This is a genomic window from Variovorax stachyos, assembly GCF_051400855.1.
Taxonomy (GTDB): Bacteria; Pseudomonadota; Gammaproteobacteria; order Burkholderiales; family Burkholderiaceae_C; genus Variovorax.
The window spans coordinates 92,112-114,616 of record NZ_JBLFFN010000003.1 but is presented as its reverse complement, the minus strand read 5'-3'; the positions used below and the strand labels follow the sequence as shown (position 1 = coordinate 114,616).

Below are 22,505 nucleotides of genomic sequence, written 5' to 3'. Positions count from 1 at the left end.
CCCTAGTAGCCCAGCTGCAGCGGATTGCGTCGCGCCACGTCGCGCCGCGTCTGCTCGCGCACGGCGTTGCAATGCGGGTGCCTGGTGTACTGGGCCTTGGCGCACTGCGCTGCCTCGCAGCGCGCCGCTGCGATGAAGTTGAGGTGCGCGCAACCGGGTCGCGGGTCGGCTGCGCTCGGGCGTGCGACGACCTTGCGGGACTCCTCCGTGCGCACCGTGCTCGCATCGGTGCCGCTGCCGCGGCGTGGTGGCGGCACCTGCACCAGCTCGCCGTGCGTGGGGCCGGGAGCGACGAGGCTCTCGGCAGGGCCGAGCGTCTCCGCGGGGCGCACCGGTTCGGGAGGCAGCAGCCTCTCGTGGTCGGCGGGGGCCACGGGGGGCAGGGGGGCTCTCGCAACGTTCACCCGTGCCGCCGGCGCCGCCTCCGGGGCGGCCGCGACCGCAGCGGGCGGCGCGGATGGAGGATTCGGCACCTTGCGCGTCACATAGGCATACCAGCTGACGAAGGCCGTGGTGATCACCACCGACAGCACGGCGAAGCGGATCCAGAAGGCGCGCGTCTCGATCGGCAGCATGCCTGGTGTCGGCGCGCCCGGCGGTGGCGGCGCGTGCGGGGTGGTCCGCAGCGCCTTCATGCTCTGGAGCGCGGAAGGGCCGGTGGCGGCGAAGGAGGGCAGTTTCGCCGCACAGCCCTTGCAGAACTTGGCGCTCTCGCGGTTCCCGGTCCCGCACTGGTCGCAGACCACGGGCATTTCAGATCTCCCGGCCGAGGCCGCGCGCCCTCAGCAGGGCCTTGAGCCTCCGCACTTCATGCTCGAGATCGAGGATCAGCGCCGCCGCATCGAGGCCGACGCCGAAGTCGCGCTCCAGCCGGCGCGCATCGAGCGCGCATTGCAGGTCGGCGCTGTGGAAGCACCAGTCGTCCGGGCGTTCGGCCGGGCCGCGCACCTCGACGATGCCGACCTCGACCAGTTGAACGACCCAGGCGATCTCGGCGCCGCAGGCATGCGCAAGTTCGCCGGCGCGCAGCGGATGGGCGTTGTCCAGGGGAATGGTGTCGAAGGATGGACTGGCCATGGCGTCAGACTCCCAGATGGCGGCGCGGATCGAAAGGGGCCGCCTGTGCCAACTGCTCGTAGGCCTTGCGCGCGATTTCGGTCTGCGCCGGGGGCAGCGCGATCTCCAGCAGCAGGTACAGGTCGCCCGGCGGTTGGCCCGGCAGGCCGCGCCCCTTGAGCCGCAGCTTGAGCCCGTTGCGTGCGCCGGGCGGTACCGTGACCTCGACGATGCCACCGCCGGGCGTGGGCACCTTCACCTGCGAACCCAGTGCAGCCTCGGTCGGCGTGACCGGCAGCGTCATGTAGAGGTCGCGTTCCTCGATGCGGTAGAGCTTGTGCGGCGCCAGACGCACCTCGAGATACAGGTCGCCGGCCGGCTCCCCGCCATGGCCGGGCATGCCCTGTCCGGCAAGACGGATGTACTGGCCCGGATGCACGCCGGGCGGAATCTTCACGCTGAGCGTGCGGGTCTTCCAATGCGGCCGGCCCTGGTCGTCGAGTTCCTGCGAGCGCAGGGTGATCTCGCGCTCGGCGCCCTTCAAGGCGTCTTCCAGCGCGATCTCGATGGCCGCATGGTGGTCTTCGCCGCGCGCCCGGTATTGGCGGCGCTGGGCGCTGCGGCGCTCGGCCGCGCCGAAGAGCGATGAGAAGAACTCGCTGAAGTCGGCATGGTCCGCCGGTCCGTGGCCCGGACCGCGGTGAAACTCGAAGCCCTCGTCCCAGCCCGGCGGCGGCTGGAAGCCCTCGCCCGGGCCCGCGCCTGCGTAGCGGCCTTGCGCGACCTGTTCGGCCAGCGCGTCGTAGGCGGCGCGCTTCTCCTTGTCGCGCAGCACGTCGTAGGCCTCGTTGATCTCACGCATGCGCCGGTCGGCGTCAGCCTCCTTGCTGACGTCCGGGTGGTACTTGCGCGCGAGCTTGCGGTAGGCCTTGCGGATTTCCTCGTCCGTCGCGTTGCGCTCGACGCCGAGCGCCAGGTAGTAGTCCTTGAAGTCCATGTCGATGATGGGCGGCTTCGGGAGCCGTTCAGGCCAACGCGGCCCCACCATCCGAATGGTGCAGGAGCGGCCTCACCGTCCATGTAGGACCGCTTCGCTCGAAGCGCAAGGGCTGCGCGTTGCCGAGCACGCCGCGGTCCGGCGCGATGCCGAGCGCCGCCACCAGCACGTGGAGCGAGCCGCCATGGGCCACGATCAGCACCGGCGCCGGGTGCGCCAGCGCCGCCTCCAGCGCGGCGCGCTTGCGCGCGACGAACTGGGGCAGGGTTTCGCCTCCCTCGGGTTCGCAGGCCCAGTCCAGTTCGGCGGAGGAGGTTCCGATGAGGGCGCCGAAGTTGCGCTCCCGCAGGCCCTCGAAGTGCAGAGGGGCCATGCCCAGGCCGGCAGCGACCGCGTGGGCGGTGTCGAAGGCGCGCCGCGCATCGCTGCAGACCACGGTGCGGATCGGCTCGCCGGCCAGCCGCTCGGCAGCGCGCGCCGCCTGCTGCAGGCCGAGCGTGCTCAGCGGCGCGTCGACTGCCTGGAAGATCCGCTGGGCGTTGCCCTCGGTCTGGCCGTGGCGCAGGAAATAGAAGTGGTCGCAAGCCGGCGTCAGCGGCTGGGCCGCGGCGAGTTCGATCAATCGGGCAAGGCCGTCGTGCATGCAGGTCCTCAGTAGGCGAGTCGAAGGGGCGCGCCCACGCGCTGCGCCTCGATGTCGGCGCGGTGGAAGGGCAGAGGATGCCACTGCTTGGCGGCGAACAGCGGCAGCTGGTCGTAGGCGCGCGGCGAGCCTGGGTCGCTGCTCTGTCCATAGGTCAGGATGCCGTGGGCGACCGGACCGCGTTCGTCGAAGCCGACCACCTGCAGGTAGCTGCTGCCGTAGTTGATGGCGTAGCCCCTGGGCTCGATCAGCGACTGGCCCTGGCTCTCCACCTTGTTGAGCACGCCTTCGAATTCGTCGCCGCCGGGGATCGGAATCTTCTCGCCCCGAACCATGCGGGCCTGCACCTCGGCCAACGGCACGTCGGCGGCGAAGCCGGCCGTGCGCACGACGCCGACAGCCTCGCCCAGCGCCTTGAAGACTGCGTCACGCGCTGCGGGCGTGGCCATGTCCAGGCCGGCCGGCGTGGCCACGGGACGCGTCGGGTCGAAGGGCACGCGCCAGACATTGGGCACGCTCCTCGCCTTTCGCCAGAACTCCCGGAACAGCGGCGCGCCCTTCGATGGGCTGTTGCTGGTGCGATCCCATGCGGCGAGCACGCGGCAGCCCAGGGCCTGGTCGGTGGTGAGCGCCGAGGCATTGGCGCTGCAAGCGGTGGCCAGATCGTCCATCACCAGCATGCCGGCGAGATTGCGATTGCGGAAGATCACGCTTCTCAGCTCCGCTGAGCCCATGCGGCTGCCCGGCAGGCCGTCGGTGCCCGCCAGCCGGGCCTCGATCTCCTGGATGCCGCTGCGCGTCCGAAGGCGCTGTGGCGTGCCGACGAAGCCGACCAGCGGCGAGATGCCCGCGGGCGGGGCGATGTGCGGATTGCTGAGCCAGAAGCTGTCGTTGCTGTTCTGCACCCAGTCCGGCGTCACCACCACCGGCATGCGCGCGGGCGGGGTCACGCCCGGCATCGCAGCGGCCGTGTCGCGGGTCCATGCGCATGCGGAGCGCGAACCATCGAGCACCGGCAAGCCGGCTGCGTTGAGCAGGGCGGCGGCGCGGGGGGAGGGCGCGCACGCGTTCAGCATCTCGGCCGAGACATCGGGCACCACCGAAAGGTCGGCGTACATCGCATTGCCTTCGCGATCCGCCGCGATGGTGTTGATCCACGGCATGCCCTGGTTGCCCATGGCCGCGCGCAGCTCGCCCACGTTGCGCGCCAGCGCCATCTGCATCCAGCTCCGGGCCGAGCGCACGTTCAGCGTGTTGGCATCGCGGATCGCATAGGCCGTGGTGGCGCTCCAGCCCAGACCGGCGCGCGGCAGCACGAGCACCGGGCCCCATTCGGTGTAGTAGAAGGTTTTCGATGAAGGCGTGCCGCCCGCGGCGGGAAGGCTGATGTTCCTGGTCGTCATCCGGCGGCGCTGGCCGTCGACGAGGTACACGGTCGGGTCGGCCGGGTCGAGCTTGAGTTCGTACAGCGTGTAGCGCTTGCCGGTGGAAACCGTGTGCGTCCATGCCACGTCCTTGTTGAAGCCGATGACCACCACGGGGCTCAGGCCGCCGGTTGCTCCCATCACGTCCAGCTTGCCCGGGATGGTGAGGTGCATCTCCCAGAAGCGGTTGGTGCCGGTCCACGGGAAATGCGGATTGCCGAGCACCAGGCCGCGGCCGTCGGGCGTGGCGTTGCGGCCGAAGGCCCAGCCGTTGGAGCCGAGTTCGCCTCCCTCGGGGTTGGCGTTGAAGCTGTGCCGGCGGATCTCCGCGACGGCCTGCGCCAGCGGCACCGTCGCCTCGCTCGTCTTCGCGCCCGGGGAGGGCGGCGCCGCGGCGAGCACGGCACCGGCCAGCGCGCCGAGTCCACCCTGGATCATCGACATCTCCGTGGTGCGCGAGAGGTCGGCGAGCGTCATCGGTCGCACCCACGGCTTGTTGCGGCAGGCCTCCGGCAGGCCGGCTGGTCCGGCGTCCTGCAGGTAGCGGTTGTAGCCGGCGACATAGCCGCGCAATGCGGCCTTGACCTCTTCGCCATTCGCGGCCCCGGCGCGTGCCAGCGCGGCATCGTCCATGTGGGAGCGCACGAACAGGTCGATCTGCGCGTTGGGCAGCCGGCCGAGGCCCAGTTCGCCCGTCGCCTGCGGGCCGAGGAACAGGGAGCGTTCGCCGCGAACCGTCAGCAGGTGCTCGGCGGTCTGGCAGACGTTGTCCTGGGCATGCGCGTAGGCCACGCCGTAGGCGATGCCCTCGTAGTCCGGCGCAGTGATGTGGGCGATGCCGTAGGTGGTGCGTTCGATGGTGACGCTGCGTGCGCCAGGTGCGGGCGTTGTCGCGCAGGCACTGAGCAGGGCCGCGAGAGCGAGGGCGATGGCGTGAGGTGCGCAGCGGAAGGTGGATGTCATGTTCAATGATTCGTAAGCGGAACGGCTGCCGATTAGAGGTCGTCCCCGCAGCCGGCCATTGCGTGATAACCCGACTCAGGTGTCGCCGGTTTGTCAGCTGCCGGTGGCGTGCTCCATGGCGGCGCCTCAGCCGCCGACGTGCGTGCGGTCGCGGAAGAGATCGTGCAGGCGCAGCGTCAGGCTCTCGCCGTCGAGAACAGAGATGAACAAGCGGCGGCGCTCGATTTCTTCCAGCAGCCGGGCCGCGCGTGGATTGCCGCTGATCTGCTCGCAGCGCGGCACCGTGAGTTCGGGAAGCACCGAGCAGCGCAGCAGAAATTCCCGCAGTTCGCCAGAAAGACCTTCGAACACTTCGCTTGCCAGGTATTCGAAAAGGTGGCGACGGTTGTGCCAGCCGCCCTTGGGCGCGATCCCCGCGGGTCGTTCCGACGTTTCGAGGCTCAGACAAAGTCCGGCCGCCCAGCCGTGGGTCCGATCCAGCAGACGCTCTGCCTGCTCGGAATCGTCCCGCCCCGTGACATGGCGCCAAAGGTCCTGCACTTCCTTCTTGGAGAAGCCCAGGGTGAGTTGCAGCGCCGACGTCGGCGGTGTCCTCAGCCCCCGAAGCGCGTGCGGTACCAGTTCGCGGCCTGCATGCGCGAGGCCAGGTCGAGCCGGTCGAGGATGCGCGCGACATGGCGCTTGACGGTGTGCGGGCTCAGGTCCAGGGTCCTGGCGATCAGCTTGTTGCTGAGCCCGGCGGTCAGCAACGCGAGGACTTCGAGTTCTCGCGGACTGAGGCCCGCATCCTGCTGGGCTGCCCGGCTGCGCGGCTTTTCCTGCGCGCCGGCCTGGAACTGCCGGGCCGTCTCGGCCCATTGGCGCAGAACTGCCAGCCCTTCCCTGGACGCAGCACCGTCCCACGTGGCGAGCGACAGCCGGGTCAGGACCGGGAGGCCCACGATCAAGACCTGGCCCACATTGCCGCTCGCCGTCACCTGCTTGATCAGCGGCTCCAGCGCTCGCCACGCGGCAGCCGGCGAACCATCGGCCAGCTCGGCGAGTGCCAGTTGCGTTCGCACGGTCACGTCCAGGTAGACCGAGTCGAGCAGGGACGACTTCGTCACCAGTTCGCGCAACATCGCGAGGCCCTCGCCGAGGTGGCCGTCGTGCAAGGCCAACTGCGCTTCGAAGCTGTGTATGAGCATCTGCGTGCAAGGGTTCTCGCGGCCTGGCTCGACCTGGAACGAGCGCAGGTGCGTGCGCACGGCCGTCCAGTCGTCGAGGGCGACGCAAGCCTTCACGAGGATGCCGAGGACGGCGAGATACATATCGCTGGAGCGGTCCAGCAATGAAGCGTGCGCGGCGATGACGTCGCGCGTCGCGCGCAGGTTGTCCATGTCGTCCCTGGCAACCTGGTACAGGACCTTCAGCGTGGCCAGCCGGATGCGCAAGCCCGAGGGCTCGCCGAGCCAGCGGGAATCTTCTTCGATGTCCTGCAGCACCGTTCCCAGTTCGGCGAGCCTGCCTTGCCAGAGCAGCACCCAGGCTTCCATCACGTGCAGGGACCAGTGCCCCTCGCCTGCGGCGGCCCTGGCGCCGCGCAGCAGGCGTTGAAGCTGCGCGCTCACGCCGGGGCGGCCGAGAAAGATGTTGAAGAGCGCCATGCAGCGAAACCACAGTTCGGCGCTGTCGCCTCGCGTCAGCAGGTCGACGACCTTGGCGAGGCGATTGCCGGGTCCGTCGACCGGGCCGTGATGGCCCTCGTACCAGAAGTCGATCACCTCGCTGAGCGTCTCGGTTTCCAGGTCCATGGGCCGGGAGCGAATGGCCTGGCCCAGGCGTTTGGCCGCCTGCATCTGGCCGCAGAAGATCATGGCCAGCGCCTGCATGGCCCGGGCGTGTTGCGCATCGTCGTGACGCGCCAGCGCGTCGAAGCCGGCCGCGGCATGCTCCATGCTCGACCGTACCGTGGCGTACTGGTATCGCGGCCACGCGCACAAGCCTCGGGCATAGGCCAGCCAGGGCGAGCGGGCCTGGATGTCGGCCGGGAACTGCTCGATCATGCGGATGATCTGGGCGCTTCTGTCGTCCGCCAGCATGTGCGCCGTCCCGTCGGCCAAGCTCTGCTCGGCCTCCTGCCAGGCGCCCGCGCGCAGGTAGGTGAGCGTGCGGCGCAGGGGGTCCGCCTCGCCCTGGCCGGCGAGGCGCAACAGCGTCGGGACTTCTTCGGGATGGAGCCGGCGCAGTCGCTCCTCCAGGAAATCGCGAAAGAGGTCGTGCAGGCGCAGCGTGAGCTCGTCGCTGTCGAGCATCGAGCTGAATAGCCGGCGCCGCCCGAGTTCCTCCAGCAGTTCAGCCGCGCGCGGGTTGCCGCTGATCTGCTCGCAGCGCGGCACCGTGAGTTCGGACAGCAACGAACAGCGCAGCAGAAACTCCTGCAGTTCGCCCGGGAGATCTTCGAGGACTTCGGTGGCCAGGTAGTCGAACAGGTGGCGGCGGTTGTACCGCGCTTCCATCGGCGCCCTGTTGGCCGACTTTTGCGATGCCTCGAGGCTCAGGCAGAGTCCGGCGGCCCAGCCCTGGGTCCGCTCGAGCAGGCGATCTGCCTGCTCGGGGTCGTCTTCGCCGGTGGCGTGGCGCCACAGATCCTGTACTTCCTTCCTCGAGAAGCTCAGCGCGGTCTCGTCGAACTCGGCGACTTCCCGCCGCGCCCGCCAGCGCCCGAGCGCCAGCGGCGGCTCCACGCGCGAGGCAATCACCAGCGTCCAGTTCGGCGGCAGGCCTTCGAGCAACTGGTTCAGGAACTCGAAGACGCGCGCGTCCGTGACGGCATGCAGGTCATCCAGCACGAGCACGCCGCCGTCCGGCGTGTCGGTGGCTTCGAGCGTGTTGAGCAAGGCCGACGCCGCCTCGCGCAGGCGTCCCTGGTCCACCCGCTCGAGCAAGGCCTCTGGCGCCAGGCGCCATGGAGGATCCAGCGGCTCCAGCGCTTCGATCAGGTAGGCCAGCAGCCGCTGGAGATCGTCGTCTTCGTCGGTGGTGAGCCAGGCGACCGCACAGCCCGCGGGAAGCCGTTGCAACTGTCGCGACAGGGCAGCCGTCTTGCCGTAGCCGGCCGGTGCCACCAGAAGCACCAAGCGCCGGCTCGCCAGCGCCTCGCCGAGCTGCCGCTCGAGCTCGCTGCGTTCGATCAGGCCGCTGCGGAAACGGGGCGTCTGGATCTTGGCTCTGGCGAGGCTGGCGGATTGCATGCGCCCCTCAGCCGTTGAAGCGTGCTCGGTACCACTCGGCCGCCTGCATGCGCGAGGCCAGGTCGAGCCGGTCGAGGATGCGTGCGACATGGCGCTTGACGGTATGCGGGCTCAGGTCCAGGGCCCGTGCAATCAGCTTGTTGCTTCGGCCTTCGGCCAGCAATGCAAGGACCTGGAGTTCCCGGGCACTGAGACCCCCTTCCTGGGGTCCCGAGGCACGCGGCTGCACCTGCGAGCCGTCTTTGAACCGGCGCGCAATCTCGAGCCATCGGCGCAGGGCTGCGAGCCCTTCCCCGGAAGCGGCGCCACCCCACGGCGCGAGCGACAGCTCGGTCAAGCCTCGCAGGCCAGTGACCAGGACTTGCCCGACATCGCCGCTGGCCGATACGCGCTCGATCAGCGGCTCCAGCGCTCGCCAGGCGGCTGCTGGCGAACCACCGGCGAGCTCGGCGAGCGCAAGCTGTGTCCGCACCGTGGCATCGAGGCTGTTGGTGTCGAACAGGGCTGATCTTGTCGCCAGGTCGCGAAGCGTCGTCAGTGCCTCGCCAAGGTGTCCTTCGTGCATTGCCAGCTGCGCCTCGGAGGCGCGCAGGAACATCTGCAGGCTGGCGTTCTCGCGGCCGCTATCGACGTGAAACGAAGGCAAGTGCATGCGCACGGCAGGCCAGTCCCCGATGGCGGCGGAGGCCCTCACGGCGACGGCGAGGTACGACAGTGCCAGTTCGCCTGAGCGTTCCAGCAAGGCGGCATGCGCGGCGATGGCGTCGCGGGTTGCGCGCACGGCGTCCCGGTCGTCGCAGATCACCTGGTACATGACCTTCAGTGTCAGCAGCCGAATGCGCAAGCCGGGGGGCTGGCCCAGCCACTGGGAATCTTCCTCGATCTTCTGGAATGCGGCTTCCAGCTCGGCGATCCTGCCTTGCCAGAGAAACAGCCAGGCTTCCGTCAGGTTCGCATTGGCCTGCAGGGACCAATATCCGTCGCCTGCGGCCGCCCTGGCGCCGTGGACCAGGCGCTGGATCTGCGCGCTCATGCCGGGGCGGCTGATGAGCACGTTGACGCGAGTCTGGCAGCGAAGCCACAGTTCGGCGCTGCCGCCTCGAACCAGCAGGTCGACGACCTTGGCAAGGCGCTCGCCGGGTCCGTCGACCGGGCCGTGGTAGGCCTCGTACCAGCAGTCGAGCAGCTCGCTGAGCGTCTCGGTTTCGAGGTCCATGGGACGGGAGCGAACAGCCTGGCTCAGGCGCCGGGCATCTGCCATGTGGCCGCAGAAGAACATGGCCAGCGCCTGCATGGCCCGGGCGCGCTGCGCGTCGTCGTGCCGCCCCATGGCGTCGAACCCGGCCGCGGCGTGTTCCATGGCCGACCGTACCGCGCCATACTGGTAGTGCGGCCAGGCGCACAGGCCCCGGGCGTAGGCCAGCACGGGCGACTGGGCCTGGATGTCGGCGGGAAACTGCTCGACGAGGCGAATCACCTGGTTGCCTTCGTCGCAGGCCAGCATGTCTGCCGTGGCATCGGCCAGGCTCTGCTGCGCTTCGTCCCAGGCGCCCGCGCGCAAGAGCATGAGCGTGCGGCGCACCGGGTCTGTCTCGCCCTCGGCGGCAAGGCGCAGCAGGGCCGGGACTTCCTCCGGATGGATACGGCGCAGGCGCTCTTCCAGGAAGTCGCGGAAAAGATTGTGCAGGCGCAGGGTCAGCTCTTCGCCGTCGAGCACGGAAGTGAACAGCCGGCGATGCTCGATGTCCTCCAGCAGCAGCGCCGCGCGCCGATTGCCGCTGATCTGCTCGCAGCGCGGCGCCGTGAGCTCGGAAAGCAGGGAGCAGCGCAGCAGAAACTCCTGCAGCTCGTCCGGCAAGTCCTCGAGAACCTCGCTGGCGAGGTATTGGAAAAGGTGGCGGCGGTTGTGCCAAGTGCCCGTGGGCGCACTGGCCGTCGATTTTTCGGATGCTTCGAGGCTCAGGCAGAGCCCGGCGGCCCAGCCTTGAGTGCGCTCGTGCAGGCGCCCCGCGCGCTCCGGATCGTCCTGCCCGGTGGCATGGCGCCACAGATCCTGCACTTCCTGCCGCGAGAAGCTCAGGGCCGTCTCGTCGAACTCGGCGATTTCGCGCCGCGCGCGCCAGCGCCCCAGCGCCAGCGGCGGCTCCAGGCGCGTCGCAATGACGAGCGTCCAGTTCTGCGACAAGCCTTCGAGCAGGTGGCCCAGGAACTCGAATACGCGGGCGTCCGCGACGGCATGCAGGTCGTCCAGCACGATCACGCCGTTGGCCGTGTCGGTGGCCTCGAGCGCGCCGAGCAATGCGGCTGCGGCCTCGCGCAGCCGGCCCTGGGCCACGAGCTCGAGCAAGGCCTCGGGGGCCAGGCGCCACGGCGGATCGAGGGGTTCCAGCGCTTCGATCAGGTGGGAGAGGAGCCGCTGCAGATCGTCTTCCTCGTCCGCCGTGAGCCAGACGACGGCGCAGCCTGGAGGAAGCCGCTGCAGCTGTCGCGACAGCGCGGCCGTCTTGCCGTAGCCCGCTGGTGCCACCAGAAGCACCAATCGTCGGCTCGCCAGTGCATCGCCGAGGTGCTGTTCCAGATCCTCGCGCTGGATCAGTCCGCTCCGGAAGCGGGGCGCCTGGATCTTGGCTCTGGCGAGGCTGACGGACTGCATGGGAATCGGACTATAGACCTGCGGCACAGCCGTGCAACGGCGGCAAATCCGCATGGATCACCGTTGAATCATCTCGCCGGGTAGGAGAAGATGAAGACTGTTTCGATGCCCGGGGCTTGGCCGAACGACATGCGAAGACGCCTCTTTCTTGCGAGTGCCACGGCGACGCCCGTCACCCTGAGCGCCTGGCCAGCCCATGCGGAGGACTACCCGGTCAAGCCGATCCGCCTGGTTGTGCCCTTCGGTGCCGGTGGTGCGGCCGATTTCACTGCGCGCGTGGTCGGCCGGGTTCTCGGCCAGCGGCTCGGCCAAAGCGTGCTGGTGGACAACCGCCCGGGCGCGGGCGGTGCGGTTGCCGGCGAATCGGTGGCCCAGGCCGCGCCGGATGGCTACACGCTGCTACTGATGACCAACGCCACGGCGGTGAGCCAGAGCCTGTTCAAGCGCCTGCCTTTCGATGCACGCAAGGACTTCTCCCCGATCTCCTCGCTGGGCCAGTTCGATCTGGCGCTTGTCGTGCCAGGCACTTCGAGCTTCGAGAGCCTGCGGGCATTGCTCGCGTTCGTCCGGCAGCAGACCGGCGGACTGAATCTCGGCACCGTCAACGTCGGCAGTACCCAGCATCTCGCGGCCGAGCTGTTCAGGTTGTCGGCGCAGGTCGACTTGCAGGTGGTGCCGTTCAACGGCACGCCGGCCGTGATCGCCGCACTGCGCAGCGGGCAGATCGATGCGGCCGTGGAGTTCCTGCCACCGCTCATGCCGCAGATCCAGGCTCAGAATATTCGCGCTTTGGCCGTGTTCGGCGAAACGCGTTCGCCACAGCTGCCGCTGGTGCCCACGGTGGCACAGAGCGCCGGGATCGAGGGTTTCAACGTGAGCTCGTGGAGCGCGCTGGCCGCGCCCGCGAAAACGCCCCGCGACATCGTCACTCGCCTCGCACGCGAGGTACGGCAGGTGCTCCAGTCGGAAGAGGTGAAGAAGCAGTTCGCGGACGTGAGTGTCGAGCCGCGCGCCAGCAGCCCTGAACAACTGGCGACGCTGCTCGACTACGAGATCAGGCGCTGGGGCGAGGTGATCGCGCGTGCCCGCATCCCGCGCCAATGAGCTCTGGTGTGCTGGCCCTACAGCAGCGACTCGATCGGCAGCAGCGACAGGAAGTCGACCCACAGGCGCCGCAGCCAGCGCGTATCGGGCTCGCTGCTGTAGCGTGTCTCGCCGTCGGGGCCGCGGTCGATCCACTCCATGCCGCCTTTTTGCGGCAGGCGCACCTCGTAAGCCTGGGTCGGCACCGCCTGGTCGATCTCCACGCCCAGGCGCCGGGCGAGCGTGGGGCTGTCGATCACGACGCCCATCTCGGTGTTGAGGTGCACCGAGCGCGGATCGAGGTTGAGGGAGCCGACGAAGATGCGGCTGCGGTCCACCGCGAAGGTCTTGGCATGCAGGCTCGCGGCCGAGCTGCCGCCGGGATTGCGGCGCTTTTCCTCCTCCGGCGGAGGCGGCGGCGCGGCGCCGGGCTTGAGCTCGTAGAGGATGACGCCGGCCGTCAGCAGCTCCTTGCGGTAGCGGGCATAGCCGGCGTGCACCGCGGCGACATCGGTCGCGGCCAGCGAGTTGGTCAGCACGCGCACCACCACGCCGCGCCGGGCCAGCGCGGCGAGTTCCTGCGCGCCCTCCGCGCCGGGCACGAAGTAGGGCGACACCAGGTCGAGTTCGCGCCGGGGCTCGCCCATCGCTTGCTTGAGCAGGGGGAACATGAGCTGCTGCTCGTGCCCTTCGGGCGCCTGCACCTTCGACGGCAGGTCGCTCACGACGTGCGCATCGGCCCACTCGAAGGGCAGGCGGCGCGCGGCCACCTCGCGCATCAGCGGCGTCTGGCGCACGGCCTCCAGGTAGTCCTGCGTCTGCGGCTGCTGGCGCAGGCCGGCCCATTGCGCGAGCAACCGCGCCGCCGCGTCGGGTGGCGGCTTGCCGAGCAGGGCAGTGGCAGGGTAGGCGGCCTCGCTGTTCCAGTACAGGTCGAACTGCCGCGAGACCTCGCGCACCACGGGCCCGACCGCGACGACGTCGAGGTCCTGGAAGCCGAGCAGCTGGTGGGCCCCGTAGTATTCGTCGCCGACGTTGCGGCCGCCGACGATGGCGACCTGGTTGTCCGCCGTGAACGACTTGTTGTGCATCCGGCGGTTGACGCGCGAGAAGTCGAGCGCGAAGTCCCCGGCCCGCAGGCCGCGGTTGGGGAAAGGATTGAAGAGCCGGACCTCGAGCTTCGGATGCGCATCGAGCACGGCCAGCGTGCCGTCCAGCCCGCTGGTGTTGTTGTCGTCGAGCAGCAGGCGTACGCGCACGCCACGCTCTGCCGCCGCCCAGGCGGCCTCGAACAGCAGCTGCCCGGTGGTGTCGCCGCGCCAGATGTAGTACTGCATGTCCAGGCTGCGCTCGGCCGCCTGGGCCAGCGCCATCCGCGCCGCGAAGGCCTCGCGGGCGTCGATCAGCGGCAGGATGCCGGTGAGTCCCGGATGCGCGGCCAACTCCGGCGCCAGGGCTTTGCCGAGGAAGGTGTCGTCGGTGCCGGTGAAGGCGGACGACGGCGAGCGCTGGACCGTCGCCGGCAGCGTCGCGCAGGCCGCGAGGACGAGGGCCAGCGAAAGTGCAAGGAAGGCGCGCAGGGATCGCATGCCGGCGAGCGTAACCGGCCTGCGGGTCGCGCGAGCTTGCCTACAGCTTCGGAATCCGCAGCGTCTTGCTGATCATCAGCGTTCCCGACAGCGCGAACAGCAGGGTCAGCGGATGCAGCACCCACGGCCCGAGCATCCACGCGCCGCCCCACACCGCCTCGCCGAGACGGCCCTGCCAGGCGGCCCAGGCCAGCACGCCGACCAGCACCACGCTGGTCGGGATCGGCGTGCCCTCGAAGTACTTGACCTTGTCACCGCCCCCTGAAAGCGACTCTGCGGTGACGTTGTAGCGGGCCAGCCGGCTCACGCCGCAGCAGACGAAATAGGTGAGGATCAGGCAGTCCCACCCGCCATCAAGCCCGGCCGCGAAGCCGAGCGCCGCGGGCGCGACGCCGAAGGAGATGACGTCGGCCAGCGAGTCCAGCTCGCGCCCGAGGGCCGACTGCGTCTGCCGCCAGCGCGCGATGCGGCCGTCGAAGACATCGAAGATGAAGGCGGCAGGCGCCAGCGCCGCGGCCCAGAGGAAATGCGCGCGCTGCTGGCTCGCGACGTAGGCCATCGCGAGGAACACGACACCGACGCCGCAGGCCGCGTTGCCGAGCGTGAAGAAGTCGGCCAGGTGGAAGCCGCGGATCATCGAGAAGTGCTTGCGGGGCCGCGCCGCGACCGGGGAAGGGGTGGACATGTCTGCGCCTCGGTGGGTCGGGATGCGATGGACCTTAGCGCAACTGGCGCCGGCCGCGTGTAGTCGCCGTCCGATGCCACGGGCCCGGGCTTGCCGTCAGCTCCCCGCTCGAATGTTCTTCTCGAAGGCCTCGATGGCGGGCGGCACCTGCCGCGCCACCCGCAGCACCAGGTCGCGCCGCTGGGGCGTCTCGCGCCAGCGCAGGCGGGCTCCGCTGTCCCAGTCGGGATGGCTGCGCGCGGGCTGGGCAGCGCGCACCAGCTCGGCCAACGGGCGCCGGGCGGCTTCCAGGTCGTCCATCGGCGTGCCCGTCGACGTGTGGGCGGCAATGCGATCGACGGCGGCATGGCCGCGCTGCTCCAGCGCGCGCAGCAGCTTCAGTTGCCAGGCCGCGAGCACGACCAGCACGCGGTCCTCGACCGTGAGCTCGTGCACGTCGCGCAGCTTGTTGGCGAGCTTGCGGCCCAGCGGGCCGAAGCCCTGCGAGAGCGCGCCGCCGATGGCCCCGCCCAGCGCCGCGCCCGCGCCCAGCGACAGGCCGTGCAGCGCCAAGTCGGCCACCACGCCGACGGCCGCGCCGACCGCCACGCCCTTGCCGAGCAGGAGGCCGGCGTCCTTCAGTGCCTCGGGGTGGAAGAAGTCCATGGTCCAGCGGCCTGCCACCAGCGGCAGCGGCGCCTCGTCGGCATCGTTCTCGCGAAAGCCGTAGAGGGCCAGCAGGTCGGAGGCGCAGCGCTGCGCCTTGTCGAACACGGCTTTCTGCAGGGCGCCGACCAGGCGCTCGCGGCTGCTCGCGATCTCGAACTCGACTGCCGAGGCCGTGCGCCGAATTGCGGCCGCATCGACCAGCAGCTCGGCGATGCGCTCGCAGGCCGCTTCGCGGCGCCGGGCGGATTCTTCGTCGAGGAAGGCGGCAATCCGGTCGAGCTGCGCGCGCCGTTCGCGCAGCAGCGTGGCGAGGTCGCGGTAAAGCTCGCGCTCCGCGCCGACGAAGGGCGCGGCTGCGTCGAAGCGCACCACCACATGCAGCCCGTAGGCCGGGAGCACCGCCTTCCAGTCGTCCTCGCGGCTTCCCGCGCTACGCAGGAAGTTCATCACCGGCAGCAGCGGCCGGCCGCAGGCGCCGAGCAGCTCGATCTCGGCGCGGAACTTGGGCAGCACCGGCTCGCGCGCATCGATCACGAGGAAGGCGGCGTCGACCTCCAGCAGGGCGCGCAGCACCTTGGCCTCCTGTTCGAACACGCCGTGCGCCTCGGGCCCGGCGAGAAAGCGCCGGATGCGTTCGGGCGGCGTGAGCTCGCCGCGCTCGTCGAGGGCGTCGATGTGCTCGCGCAGCGCGACCGCATCTTCGAGCCCGGGCGTGTCCAGGAAGCGCACCGCCGCACGGCCGTCCACCTGCAGCTCGATGGCCTCGACATGGCGCGTGGTGCCGGGCTGCTGCGACACCTCGCCGAAGTTCACGCGCCGCGTGAGCGTGCGCAGCAGCGAGGTCTTGCCGGCGTTGGTGTGGCCGACCACTGCGATGCGGATGGGGTCGGGAAAGCTCACGCAATCTCCCCCACGCTTGTCACTTCGTGTACTGCGCTGCCCCCCGAGGGGGCTTTCGCGCCTTCGGGCGGCCGGGCGGCGGTCAACAGTGCCCCCACGCTCGTCACTTCGTGTACTGCGCTGCCCCCCGCGGGGGCTTTCGCGCCTTCGGGCGGCCGGGCGGCGGTCAATAGTGCCCCCACGCTCGTCACTTCGTGTACTGCGCTGCCCCCCGCGAGGGCTTTCGCGCCTTCGGGCGGCCGGGCGGCGCTCATGTCCAGCCGCGCAGCGCGCCCCGTGCTTCGTCGCTGGCTTCGATGCGCTCGAGGCCGGCATCGGCGAGCCAGGCATGCCAGCGGCTGCGCGCCTCGGGCGTGGCGCCGCTGCCCTGCAGCCAGAGCCGGCATTCGCTGCTGAGCGCCGCGACTTCGCGCAGGAAGCGCTCGGTGCCGCGGTCGGGGCTGGCGGCCGCGTTGCAGCCGACCAGCACGCGGCGCGGCCGCAGCCGTGCGAGCAGGTCCAATGCCTCGCGGCGGGCCCCGGCGCTGCCGTCGACCCGCAGCGCCTGCGCCCCCGCGGCGTCGAGCGCGGCCGGGGGCCAAGGCAACTCCTGCGGCAGCTCGAAGCCGATGGCCATCAGCGTGTCGCGGGTCTGGTCCGCGGCCAGGCCGACCAGCGCGTCATGCCGCGCGCTGCCGGGATCGGCATCGACGATCTGCCGCGGCGCCAGGGCCTCGAAGCGCGCCAGCAGGCGGCGGTGGTAAGGCTGCGACAGATCGGGCTGCAGCGCCCGGCGGCGCGAGCACCAGACGGCCGCGCACAGCAGCGTGAAGAACAGGCGCGGCAGCAGCCCGTAGACCAGGATGCAGCCGGTGAGCCACAGCGCCCAGTCGCGCTGCCCGGCGGTGGCCGCCTGCGGCGACAGCACGGTCTGCGCATCCGGCACCGGAAAGCCCAGCCAGCCCGGCGCATGCCCCAGCCACTGGACGGCGTGCACGAAAAAGGCCGGGTCGAGGATGGTGGTCTCCCAGCTCAGCGTGTAGCTGCGGAAGGCCAGTGCGAACAACAGCACGGCGAGCACCACGCCGAAGGAGAGCGACCAGATCGCATGGCTCACCAAGCCCAGCGCCCACGGCGCGAGCCGCGCACGGACCAGCAGCCGCGTGGCAGCGCGCAGCAGCAGCGGCGCCTGGCCCTGGCGCCCCCCGGCCACGCGCGCGGTAAGCGCCAGCCAAAGCCAGCCGAGGGAGAGATTGAGGGAACCCAGGGGCAGCGCCAGCCCGAGCAGCCAGAGCAGCAGGGTGAGCAGATGCAGGCCGAGCAGGCTGGCCAGCGCCACCACCACGTTGATGCTGCGCTCGCTGCCGCCGACCACGCTGCCGGCGAGCGTCAGGCCGCCGAGCACGATCAGCGCGACCAGCGCCAGCAGGATCCAGGGCGCCCAGGCACTGGCGCGGGCCAGCTCGTCCTGCAGTCCGAGGCGCTGGCCCAGGACGCGGGCCCGCTCGACGATCCGTCCGGCGCCATCGGCGCGCGCCGCCATCGCCTGGCGCATGGCCTGCGCATCGTCGAGCGGGCCGGCTTCCTCGACCAGTTGCACGGCCTCGGCGACCGCCGCATCCTGAAAAGAAAAGGGGAGCGCTCCGGGATTCAACGGCTTCCTTCGAGAAGAGCGCGGAATTATGCCCGGGGGCCACCGTGAAACTCAGGGCGGTCCGGCGATGAAAAACGGGGCCGCAACCGGCCCCGTGGTGCTGCCTCCGACGAGGCAGGAAAGTGTTGCAGGGCTGGCGGATGTCAGCGCAGTCCGAAGAAGGACAGGACGGCCACGACCACGACGACCAGACCGACGATGTAGATGATGGAATTCACGGCGCAGGCTCCTCTTGCGTTGAAGACAGCTCCACAGTGCCAGCAACCGGCTGGCGGGTTGTAGTCGCCCGACTTCGCGCACTGTAGGACTCGCCAGGGATTCCGGGTCCCTCGCCGCCGCCTTCCCGGTCGCCATCCTCGTCGTCCTCGCCCAGGAAGCCGCCGCTCTGGTGCGCCCACAGCCGCGCGTAGAGCCCGCCCCGGGCCAGCAGCGTCTGGTGGTCGCCTTGCTCGACCACGCGGCCCTGGTCGAGCACGATCAGCCGGTCCATGGCCGCGATGGTGGAAAGCCGGTGCGCGATTGCGATCACGGTCTTGCCCTCCATCAGCCGGTACAGGCTGGCCTGGATCGCGGCCTCGACCTCGGAGTCGAGCGCGCTGGTCGCCTCGTCGAGCAGCAGGATCGGCGCGTCCTTCAGCATCACGCGCGCGATGGCGATGCGCTGGCGCTGGCCGCCCGAGAGCTTGACCCCGCGTTCGCCCACATGCGCCTCGTAGCCGCGGCGGCCGCTCGGGTCGCCCAGGGTCTGGATGAAGTCGTGCGCCTCGGCGCGCTCGGCCGCCCCGCGGATCGCCGCCGCGCTCGCATCGGGCCGGCCGTAGGCGATGTTGTCGGACACCGAGCGGTGCAGCAGCGAGGTGTCCTGCGTCACCATGCCGATGTGCGCACGCAGCGAATCCTGCGTGACGTGCGCGATGTCCTGGCCGTCGACCAGGATGCGGCCGCTTTCCAGGTCGTGGAAGCGCAGCAGCAAGTTCACCAGCGTGGACTTGCCGGCGCCGGAGCGGCCGACCAGGCCGATCTTCTCGCCGGGTGCGACGGTCAGCGTGAGGTCGTCGATCACGCGGCGGCCGCCTTCGTCAGGGTCCAGGCCGTAGCGGAAACTGACGTGCTCGAAACGGACTTCGCCGCGCGGCACGGTGAGCGTGGCGGCACCGGGCGCGTCCAGCACGGTGCGTGGCCGCGACAGCGTCTTCATGCCGTCCTGCACCGTGCCGATGTTCTCGAACAGGCTGGTCATCTCCCACATGATCCAGTGCGACATGCCCTGCAGGCGCAGCGCCATCGCGGTCGCCGCCGCCACCGCGCCGACGCCCACCGCGCCTTGCGACCACAGCCACAGGCCCGTGCCCGCCATGCCGGCGGTCAGGCCCATGCTGAGCGTGTGGTTGGCAATCTCGAAAGCGCTCACCAGCCGCATCTGGCCGTAGCCGGTGGCCATGAAGTCCTGCATGGCCGCACGCGCGAAGCCGGCCTCGCGGTGCGCATGCGAGAACAGCTTGACGGTGGCGATGTTGGTGTAGGCGTCGGTGATGCGGCCGGTCATCATGGCGCGCGCATCGGCCTGGGCCTTGCCGATCTTGCCCAGCCGCGGGACGAAGAAGAACAGCATGGCGATGTAGAGCACGAGCCAGATCATGAAGGGCAGCATCAGCTGGCGGTCGAGCACAGCCGCCAGCACGATCATGGTGGCAACGTACACCGCCATGGCCACCAGCACATCGGCCAGGACGAAGATGGTTTCGCGCACCGCCAGCGCGGTCTGCATCACCTTGGCCGTGATGCGGCCGGCGAACTCGTCCTGGTAGAAGGCCATGCTCTGGCCCAGCATCAGCCGGTGGAAGTTCCAGCGCAGGCGCATCGGCAGGTTCACCGCCAGCGTCTGGTGCTTGACGATGGTCTGCAGCGCCACCACGGCAATGCTGGCGGCGAGGGCGACGCCCAGCCACATCAGCGTGGTGCCGCGCTCTTCCCACAGCCGGGCCGGCACCTGGTTGCCGAGCCAGTCGACGATGCGACCCAGCATCGCGAACAGCAGCGCCTCGAAGGCCGACATCGCCGCCGTGAGCAGCGCCATCGCGAGGATCTTTCCGCGCAGGCCCTCGGTGCAGGCCCAGAGAAAGGCGAAAAAGCCGCCTGGCGGAAGCCTGGGTTCGGCGGGAGGGTAGGGGTCGAGTAGTTTTTCGAAGTAGGTGAACAAGGAGGCGGTCTCCAGTGAGGCGTCACTGTAGCGGTGCATATGCTCATGTGCTCGGCGAGGGTTTCGCCGGGATTCCATGGCAGGGCTGTGCATCCTGGTCGCCCAAACCCTAGACTGCACGCGAGGAGCATTCGATGAGCACGACCCCACAGACCCTTCCCACCTATTTCATCTCCCACGGCGGCGGACCCTGGCCGTGGATGAAGAAGGAGATGGGCGATGCCTACGCGCAGCTCGAAGCCGCGCTGGCCGACATGCCGCGCCAGATCGGCCGCACGCCCGAGGCCATCCTGATGGTTTCCGCCCACTGGGAGGCGCCGGCCTTCACCGTGATGGGCAACCCCAAGCCGCCGATGATCTACGACTACGGCGGCTTCCCCGAGCACACCTACCAGGTGCACTACGACGCCCCCGGCTCGCCCGCGCTGGCACGCCGCGTGCAGGGCCTGGTCGAGGCGGCCGGCCTGCCCTCGGCTTTCGATGCCGAGCGTGGCTTCGACCACGGCATGTTCTCGCCGATGGCCGCGATGTACCCGAAGGCCGAGGTGCCGGTGGTGCAGCTGTCGCTCCGGCGCGGGCTCGACCCGGCCGAGCACGTGGCGCTGGGCCGCGCACTGGCGCCGCTGCGCGACGAGAACGTGCTGATCGTCGGCAGCGGCTTGAGCTACCACAACCTGCGCAACTTCGGCCCGCAGGCGCGCGAAGTGTCCAAGGCCTTCGACGACTGGCTGGCGGAAACCGTCGATGCCGATCCCGCCCGGCGGGTCGAGCGCCTGCTGGACTGGTCCCAGGCACCTGCGGCGCGGTTGGCGCATCCGCGCGAGGAGCACCTGATCCCGCTGATGGTCGCGGTGGGCGCGGCGGGGCAGGATGCGGGCGTGCGCATCTACCACGAGGACGCCTTCATGGGCGGCATCGCGGTGTCGAGCTATCGATTCGGTGCGGCTGCAGGTGATGCCGCCTGAGCGTGCGCTGCACAATCCTCCGGTGCCCGAACACACCATCTTCGACCCCGCCGCCGATGCGAGCGCGCATCGGCTGATCGCCCGCATCGACGCGCTCTCCACCCATCACGATGTGCTGCATGCCGGCCGGCGCGTGCGCTGGCGCCGGTTCGGCGAACACAACGACCTGCGGCCGCCGCTGGTGCTCCTGCATGGCGGCCATGGCAGCTGGATGCACTGGTTGCGCAACATCGAGGCGCTCTGTGCCGCGCGCGCCGTGTGGCTGCCGGACATGCCCGGCTTCAACGACTCCGACACGCCGCCGCAGCCGGAGGCCGGCCAGGCGCCGCTGGACCCGGCGCTCGATGCGCTGGTCGGCTCGCTGGCCGCCCTGATCGATGCCGAGGCGCCCATCGACCTGGCCGGCTTCTCCTTCGGCGGACTGGTCGCTTCGAAGTTCGCGCTGCGGCGCGGCCATGTGCGCCGACTCGCGCTACTGGGCAGCGCGGGACACGGCACCATGCGCCGCATGAGCGTGCAGATGATCAACTGGCGCGAGGCGAGGGACAGGCTGGAGGAGCGCTCGGCGCTGCTGTACAACCTGCGCGCGCTGATGCTGCACGACCCCGCTGCCATCGACGCCCTGGCCTTCGCCATCCACGACCTTTCCTGCCACGGCACGCGCTTTCGCAGCAAGGAGGTCTCGATGGCTGGCGGGCTGCAGGCGGCGCTGGATGCCTTTGCCGGACCGACGCTTCTGCTGTGGGGCGAGCATGACGTGACGGCCGATTCGCGCGCGCTGGTGGCCCAGCTCGCGGCGGGACGTCCGCAGCGCGAAGGCGTCGTGATCGAGGGCGCCGGCCACTGGGTGCAGTACGAGCAGGCGATGGAAGTCAACGCGCTGCTGCTGCGCTTCTTCGCCTAGCGAAGGCCCCTTGGAGCTCAGAGCGGCAGCGAAGCCGCGTGGCGCTGCCAGAAGCCCGCGTCGGGAAAGCTGCCCGTTGCCGCCGCCGCGTTGTCCGCCATGTGCTCGGCCCGGCTGGTGCCCGGGATGGTGCAGGTCACGGCCGGATGGCTCAGCACGAACTTCAGCAGCAGCTGCGCCCAGCTCGCGCAGCCGATCTCGGCCGCCCAGCCGGGCAGGGGGCTGGCGCGCAGCCGGCGCAGCAGCCCGCCGCCCCCGAAGGGCATGTTGACGATCACCGCCACGCCGCGCTCGGCTGCGAGCGGCAGCAGGCGCTCCTCGGCCTGGCGCGCGTCGATCGAGTAGTTGATCTGCAGGAAGTCGAGCGGCTCGGCGCGCAGCACTGCTTCGACATCGGCGTAGGCCGAGGCGGTGTAGTGCGTGATGCCGATGTAGCGCACACGGCCCTGCGCCTTCCAGTCGCGCAGCGTCGCCAGGTGGGTGCGCCAGTCGACCAGGTTGTGCACCTGCAACAGGTCGATGCGCTCGGTGCGCAGGCGCTGGAAGGACTGCTCCATCTGCGCGATGCCGGCCTCGTGGCCGGAGGTCCAGACCTTGGTGGCGAGGAAGGCCTTGTCGCGCTGCCCGCTCGCGGCCAGCAGAGTGCCCACCACCGCCTCGGCGCGGCCGTACATCGGCGAGCTGTCGATCAGCGTGCCGCCGGCGGCGAACAGGGCATCCAGCACGCCCGGCAGGCGCTGGTACTCGGCGCTGCCGGGGCTGACATCGAAGCCGATCCAGGTGCCGCAGCCGATCACCGGCAGGGCTTCGCGGGTGGAGGGGATGGGGCGGGTGGTCATGTCCATGGCTTTTCCGCATGATCGTCCCGGACTTGCAAAAAGAAAACATGGGACCCGAAATACTGTATAAAAATACAGTCATCTGATCGC

The 22,505-nt window shown here is 70.1% G+C and carries 17 protein-coding genes; 3 read left to right on the top strand and 14 right to left on the bottom strand.

Annotated elements, in window-relative coordinates; all coding sequences use genetic code 11:
- Window positions 1-2 precede the first annotated feature (2 nt).
- The 8 genes from ACMGEZ_RS06660 to ACMGEZ_RS06625 all read right to left on the bottom strand — a co-directional run bounded on the left by ACMGEZ_RS06660 (window position 3) and on the right by ACMGEZ_RS06625 (window position 10,969).
- Window positions 3-752, bottom strand: a complete 750-nt coding sequence (locus ACMGEZ_RS06660; RefSeq protein ID WP_436821470.1) for a hypothetical protein — start codon at window positions 750-752, stop codon at window positions 3-5.
- 1 nt (window position 753) lies between these two features.
- Window positions 754-1,077, bottom strand: coding sequence for a chaperone modulator CbpM (locus ACMGEZ_RS06655; protein ID WP_436821469.1), 324 nt, complete (start codon window positions 1,075-1,077; stop codon window positions 754-756).
- Window positions 1,078-1,081: 4 nt separating this feature from the next.
- Window positions 1,082-2,053: a DnaJ C-terminal domain-containing protein gene (locus ACMGEZ_RS06650; RefSeq protein WP_436821468.1), complete on the bottom strand. Its 972-nt coding sequence runs from the start codon at window positions 2,051-2,053 to the stop codon at window positions 1,082-1,084.
- A 28-nt stretch (window positions 2,054-2,081) separates the two neighbouring features.
- Window positions 2,082-2,696, bottom strand: coding sequence for a histidine phosphatase family protein (locus ACMGEZ_RS06645; protein WP_436821467.1), 615 nt, complete (start codon window positions 2,694-2,696; stop codon window positions 2,082-2,084).
- An 8-nt stretch (window positions 2,697-2,704) separates the two neighbouring features.
- Entirely contained in the window at window positions 2,705-5,083 is a 2,379-nt protein-coding gene (locus ACMGEZ_RS06640; protein WP_436821466.1) for an acylase, read from the bottom strand.
- Between the two features lie 126 nt (window positions 5,084-5,209).
- Window positions 5,210-5,623 carry a winged helix-turn-helix domain-containing protein gene (locus tag ACMGEZ_RS06635; RefSeq protein ID WP_436821465.1) on the bottom strand — a complete coding sequence of 138 codons (414 nt, stop codon included), beginning with the start codon at window positions 5,621-5,623 and terminating at the stop codon, window positions 5,210-5,212.
- A gap of 53 nt (window positions 5,624-5,676) precedes the next feature.
- Window positions 5,677-8,316 carry a winged helix-turn-helix domain-containing protein gene (locus tag ACMGEZ_RS06630; protein ID WP_436821464.1) on the bottom strand — a complete coding sequence of 880 codons (2,640 nt, stop codon included), beginning with the start codon at window positions 8,314-8,316 and terminating at the stop codon, window positions 5,677-5,679.
- A 7-nt stretch (window positions 8,317-8,323) separates the two neighbouring features.
- Window positions 8,324-10,969, bottom strand: coding sequence for a winged helix-turn-helix domain-containing protein (locus ACMGEZ_RS06625; RefSeq protein ID WP_436821463.1), 2,646 nt, complete (start codon window positions 10,967-10,969; stop codon window positions 8,324-8,326).
- Window positions 10,970-11,098: 129 nt separating this feature from the next.
- On the opposite strand from ACMGEZ_RS06625, the gene ACMGEZ_RS06620 reads away from it, so the two are divergent.
- A complete protein-coding gene (locus ACMGEZ_RS06620; protein WP_436821462.1) occupies window positions 11,099-12,073 on the top strand; it encodes a Bug family tripartite tricarboxylate transporter substrate binding protein in 975 nt (324 codons plus the stop codon).
- A gap of 17 nt (window positions 12,074-12,090) precedes the next feature.
- On the opposite strand, the gene ACMGEZ_RS06615 is transcribed toward ACMGEZ_RS06620, so the two are convergent.
- The 5 genes from ACMGEZ_RS06615 to ACMGEZ_RS06595 all read right to left on the bottom strand — a co-directional run bounded on the left by ACMGEZ_RS06615 (window position 12,091) and on the right by ACMGEZ_RS06595 (window position 19,707).
- Window positions 12,091-13,641 carry a phospholipase D family protein gene (locus ACMGEZ_RS06615; protein WP_436821461.1) on the bottom strand — a complete coding sequence of 517 codons (1,551 nt, stop codon included), beginning with the start codon at window positions 13,639-13,641 and terminating at the stop codon, window positions 12,091-12,093.
- 40 nt (window positions 13,642-13,681) lie between these two features.
- Entirely contained in the window at window positions 13,682-14,326 is a 645-nt protein-coding gene (locus tag ACMGEZ_RS06610) for a CDP-alcohol phosphatidyltransferase family protein (RefSeq protein ID WP_436821460.1), read from the bottom strand.
- A gap of 96 nt (window positions 14,327-14,422) precedes the next feature.
- Complete coding sequence (locus ACMGEZ_RS06605) at window positions 14,423-15,874, bottom strand: GTPase/DUF3482 domain-containing protein (RefSeq protein ID WP_436821459.1); 1,452 nt, start codon at window positions 15,872-15,874, stop codon at window positions 14,423-14,425.
- A gap of 250 nt (window positions 15,875-16,124) precedes the next feature.
- On the bottom strand, window positions 16,125-17,507 hold the full coding sequence (locus ACMGEZ_RS06600) for a DUF2868 domain-containing protein (RefSeq protein ID WP_436821458.1): 1,383 nt from the start codon (window positions 17,505-17,507) through the stop codon (window positions 16,125-16,127).
- Between the two features lie 214 nt (window positions 17,508-17,721).
- A complete protein-coding gene (locus tag ACMGEZ_RS06595) occupies window positions 17,722-19,707 on the bottom strand; it encodes an ABC transporter ATP-binding protein (protein ID WP_436821457.1) in 1,986 nt (661 codons plus the stop codon).
- Window positions 19,708-19,841: 134 nt separating this feature from the next.
- Between ACMGEZ_RS06595 and ACMGEZ_RS06590 the strand changes: the two genes are divergently transcribed.
- The gene (locus ACMGEZ_RS06590) at window positions 19,842-20,672 is read left to right on the top strand and encodes a DODA-type extradiol aromatic ring-opening family dioxygenase (RefSeq protein ID WP_436821456.1); all 831 of its coding nucleotides are present in this window, start codon (window positions 19,842-19,844) and stop codon (window positions 20,670-20,672) included.
- A gap of 22 nt (window positions 20,673-20,694) precedes the next feature.
- Complete coding sequence (locus tag ACMGEZ_RS06585; protein ID WP_436821455.1) at window positions 20,695-21,576, top strand: alpha/beta fold hydrolase; 882 nt, start codon at window positions 20,695-20,697, stop codon at window positions 21,574-21,576.
- 17 nt (window positions 21,577-21,593) lie between these two features.
- Here the strand turns inward: ACMGEZ_RS06585 and ACMGEZ_RS06580 are convergent, their stop codons facing one another.
- Window positions 21,594-22,493 (bottom strand): aldo/keto reductase, encoded by a 900-nt coding sequence (locus ACMGEZ_RS06580; RefSeq protein ID WP_436821775.1) that lies wholly within the window; start codon window positions 22,491-22,493, stop codon window positions 21,594-21,596.
- Window positions 22,494-22,505: the final 12 nt, after the last annotated feature.

What these genes read in the sequence shown, in the direction of transcription:
- ACMGEZ_RS06640 (WP_436821466.1), bottom strand. Translation starts at nt 5,083, where the DNA reads ATGACATCCACCTTCCGCTGCGCACCTCACGCCATCGCCCTCGCTCTC.
- ACMGEZ_RS06610 (WP_436821460.1), bottom strand. Translation starts at nt 14,326, where the DNA reads ATGTCCACCCCTTCCCCGGTCGCGGCGCGGCCCCGCAAGCACTTCTCG.
- ACMGEZ_RS06625 (WP_436821463.1), bottom strand. Translation starts at nt 10,969, where the DNA reads ATGCAGTCCGTCAGCCTCGCCAGAGCCAAGATCCAGGCGCCCCGCTTC.
- ACMGEZ_RS06620 (WP_436821462.1), top strand. Translation starts at nt 11,099, where the DNA reads ATGCGAAGACGCCTCTTTCTTGCGAGTGCCACGGCGACGCCCGTCACC.
- ACMGEZ_RS06655 (WP_436821469.1), bottom strand. Translation starts at nt 1,077, where the DNA reads ATGGCCAGTCCATCCTTCGACACCATTCCCCTGGACAACGCCCATCCG.
- ACMGEZ_RS06645 (WP_436821467.1), bottom strand. Translation starts at nt 2,696, where the DNA reads ATGCACGACGGCCTTGCCCGATTGATCGAACTCGCCGCGGCCCAGCCG.
- ACMGEZ_RS06650 (WP_436821468.1), bottom strand. Translation starts at nt 2,053, where the DNA reads ATGGACTTCAAGGACTACTACCTGGCGCTCGGCGTCGAGCGCAACGCG.
- ACMGEZ_RS06590 (WP_436821456.1), top strand. Translation starts at nt 19,842, where the DNA reads ATGAGCACGACCCCACAGACCCTTCCCACCTATTTCATCTCCCACGGC.
- ACMGEZ_RS06660 (WP_436821470.1), bottom strand. Translation starts at nt 752, where the DNA reads ATGCCCGTGGTCTGCGACCAGTGCGGGACCGGGAACCGCGAGAGCGCC.
- ACMGEZ_RS06630 (WP_436821464.1), bottom strand. Translation starts at nt 8,316, where the DNA reads ATGCAATCCGCCAGCCTCGCCAGAGCCAAGATCCAGACGCCCCGTTTC.
- ACMGEZ_RS06615 (WP_436821461.1), bottom strand. Translation starts at nt 13,641, where the DNA reads ATGCGATCCCTGCGCGCCTTCCTTGCACTTTCGCTGGCCCTCGTCCTC.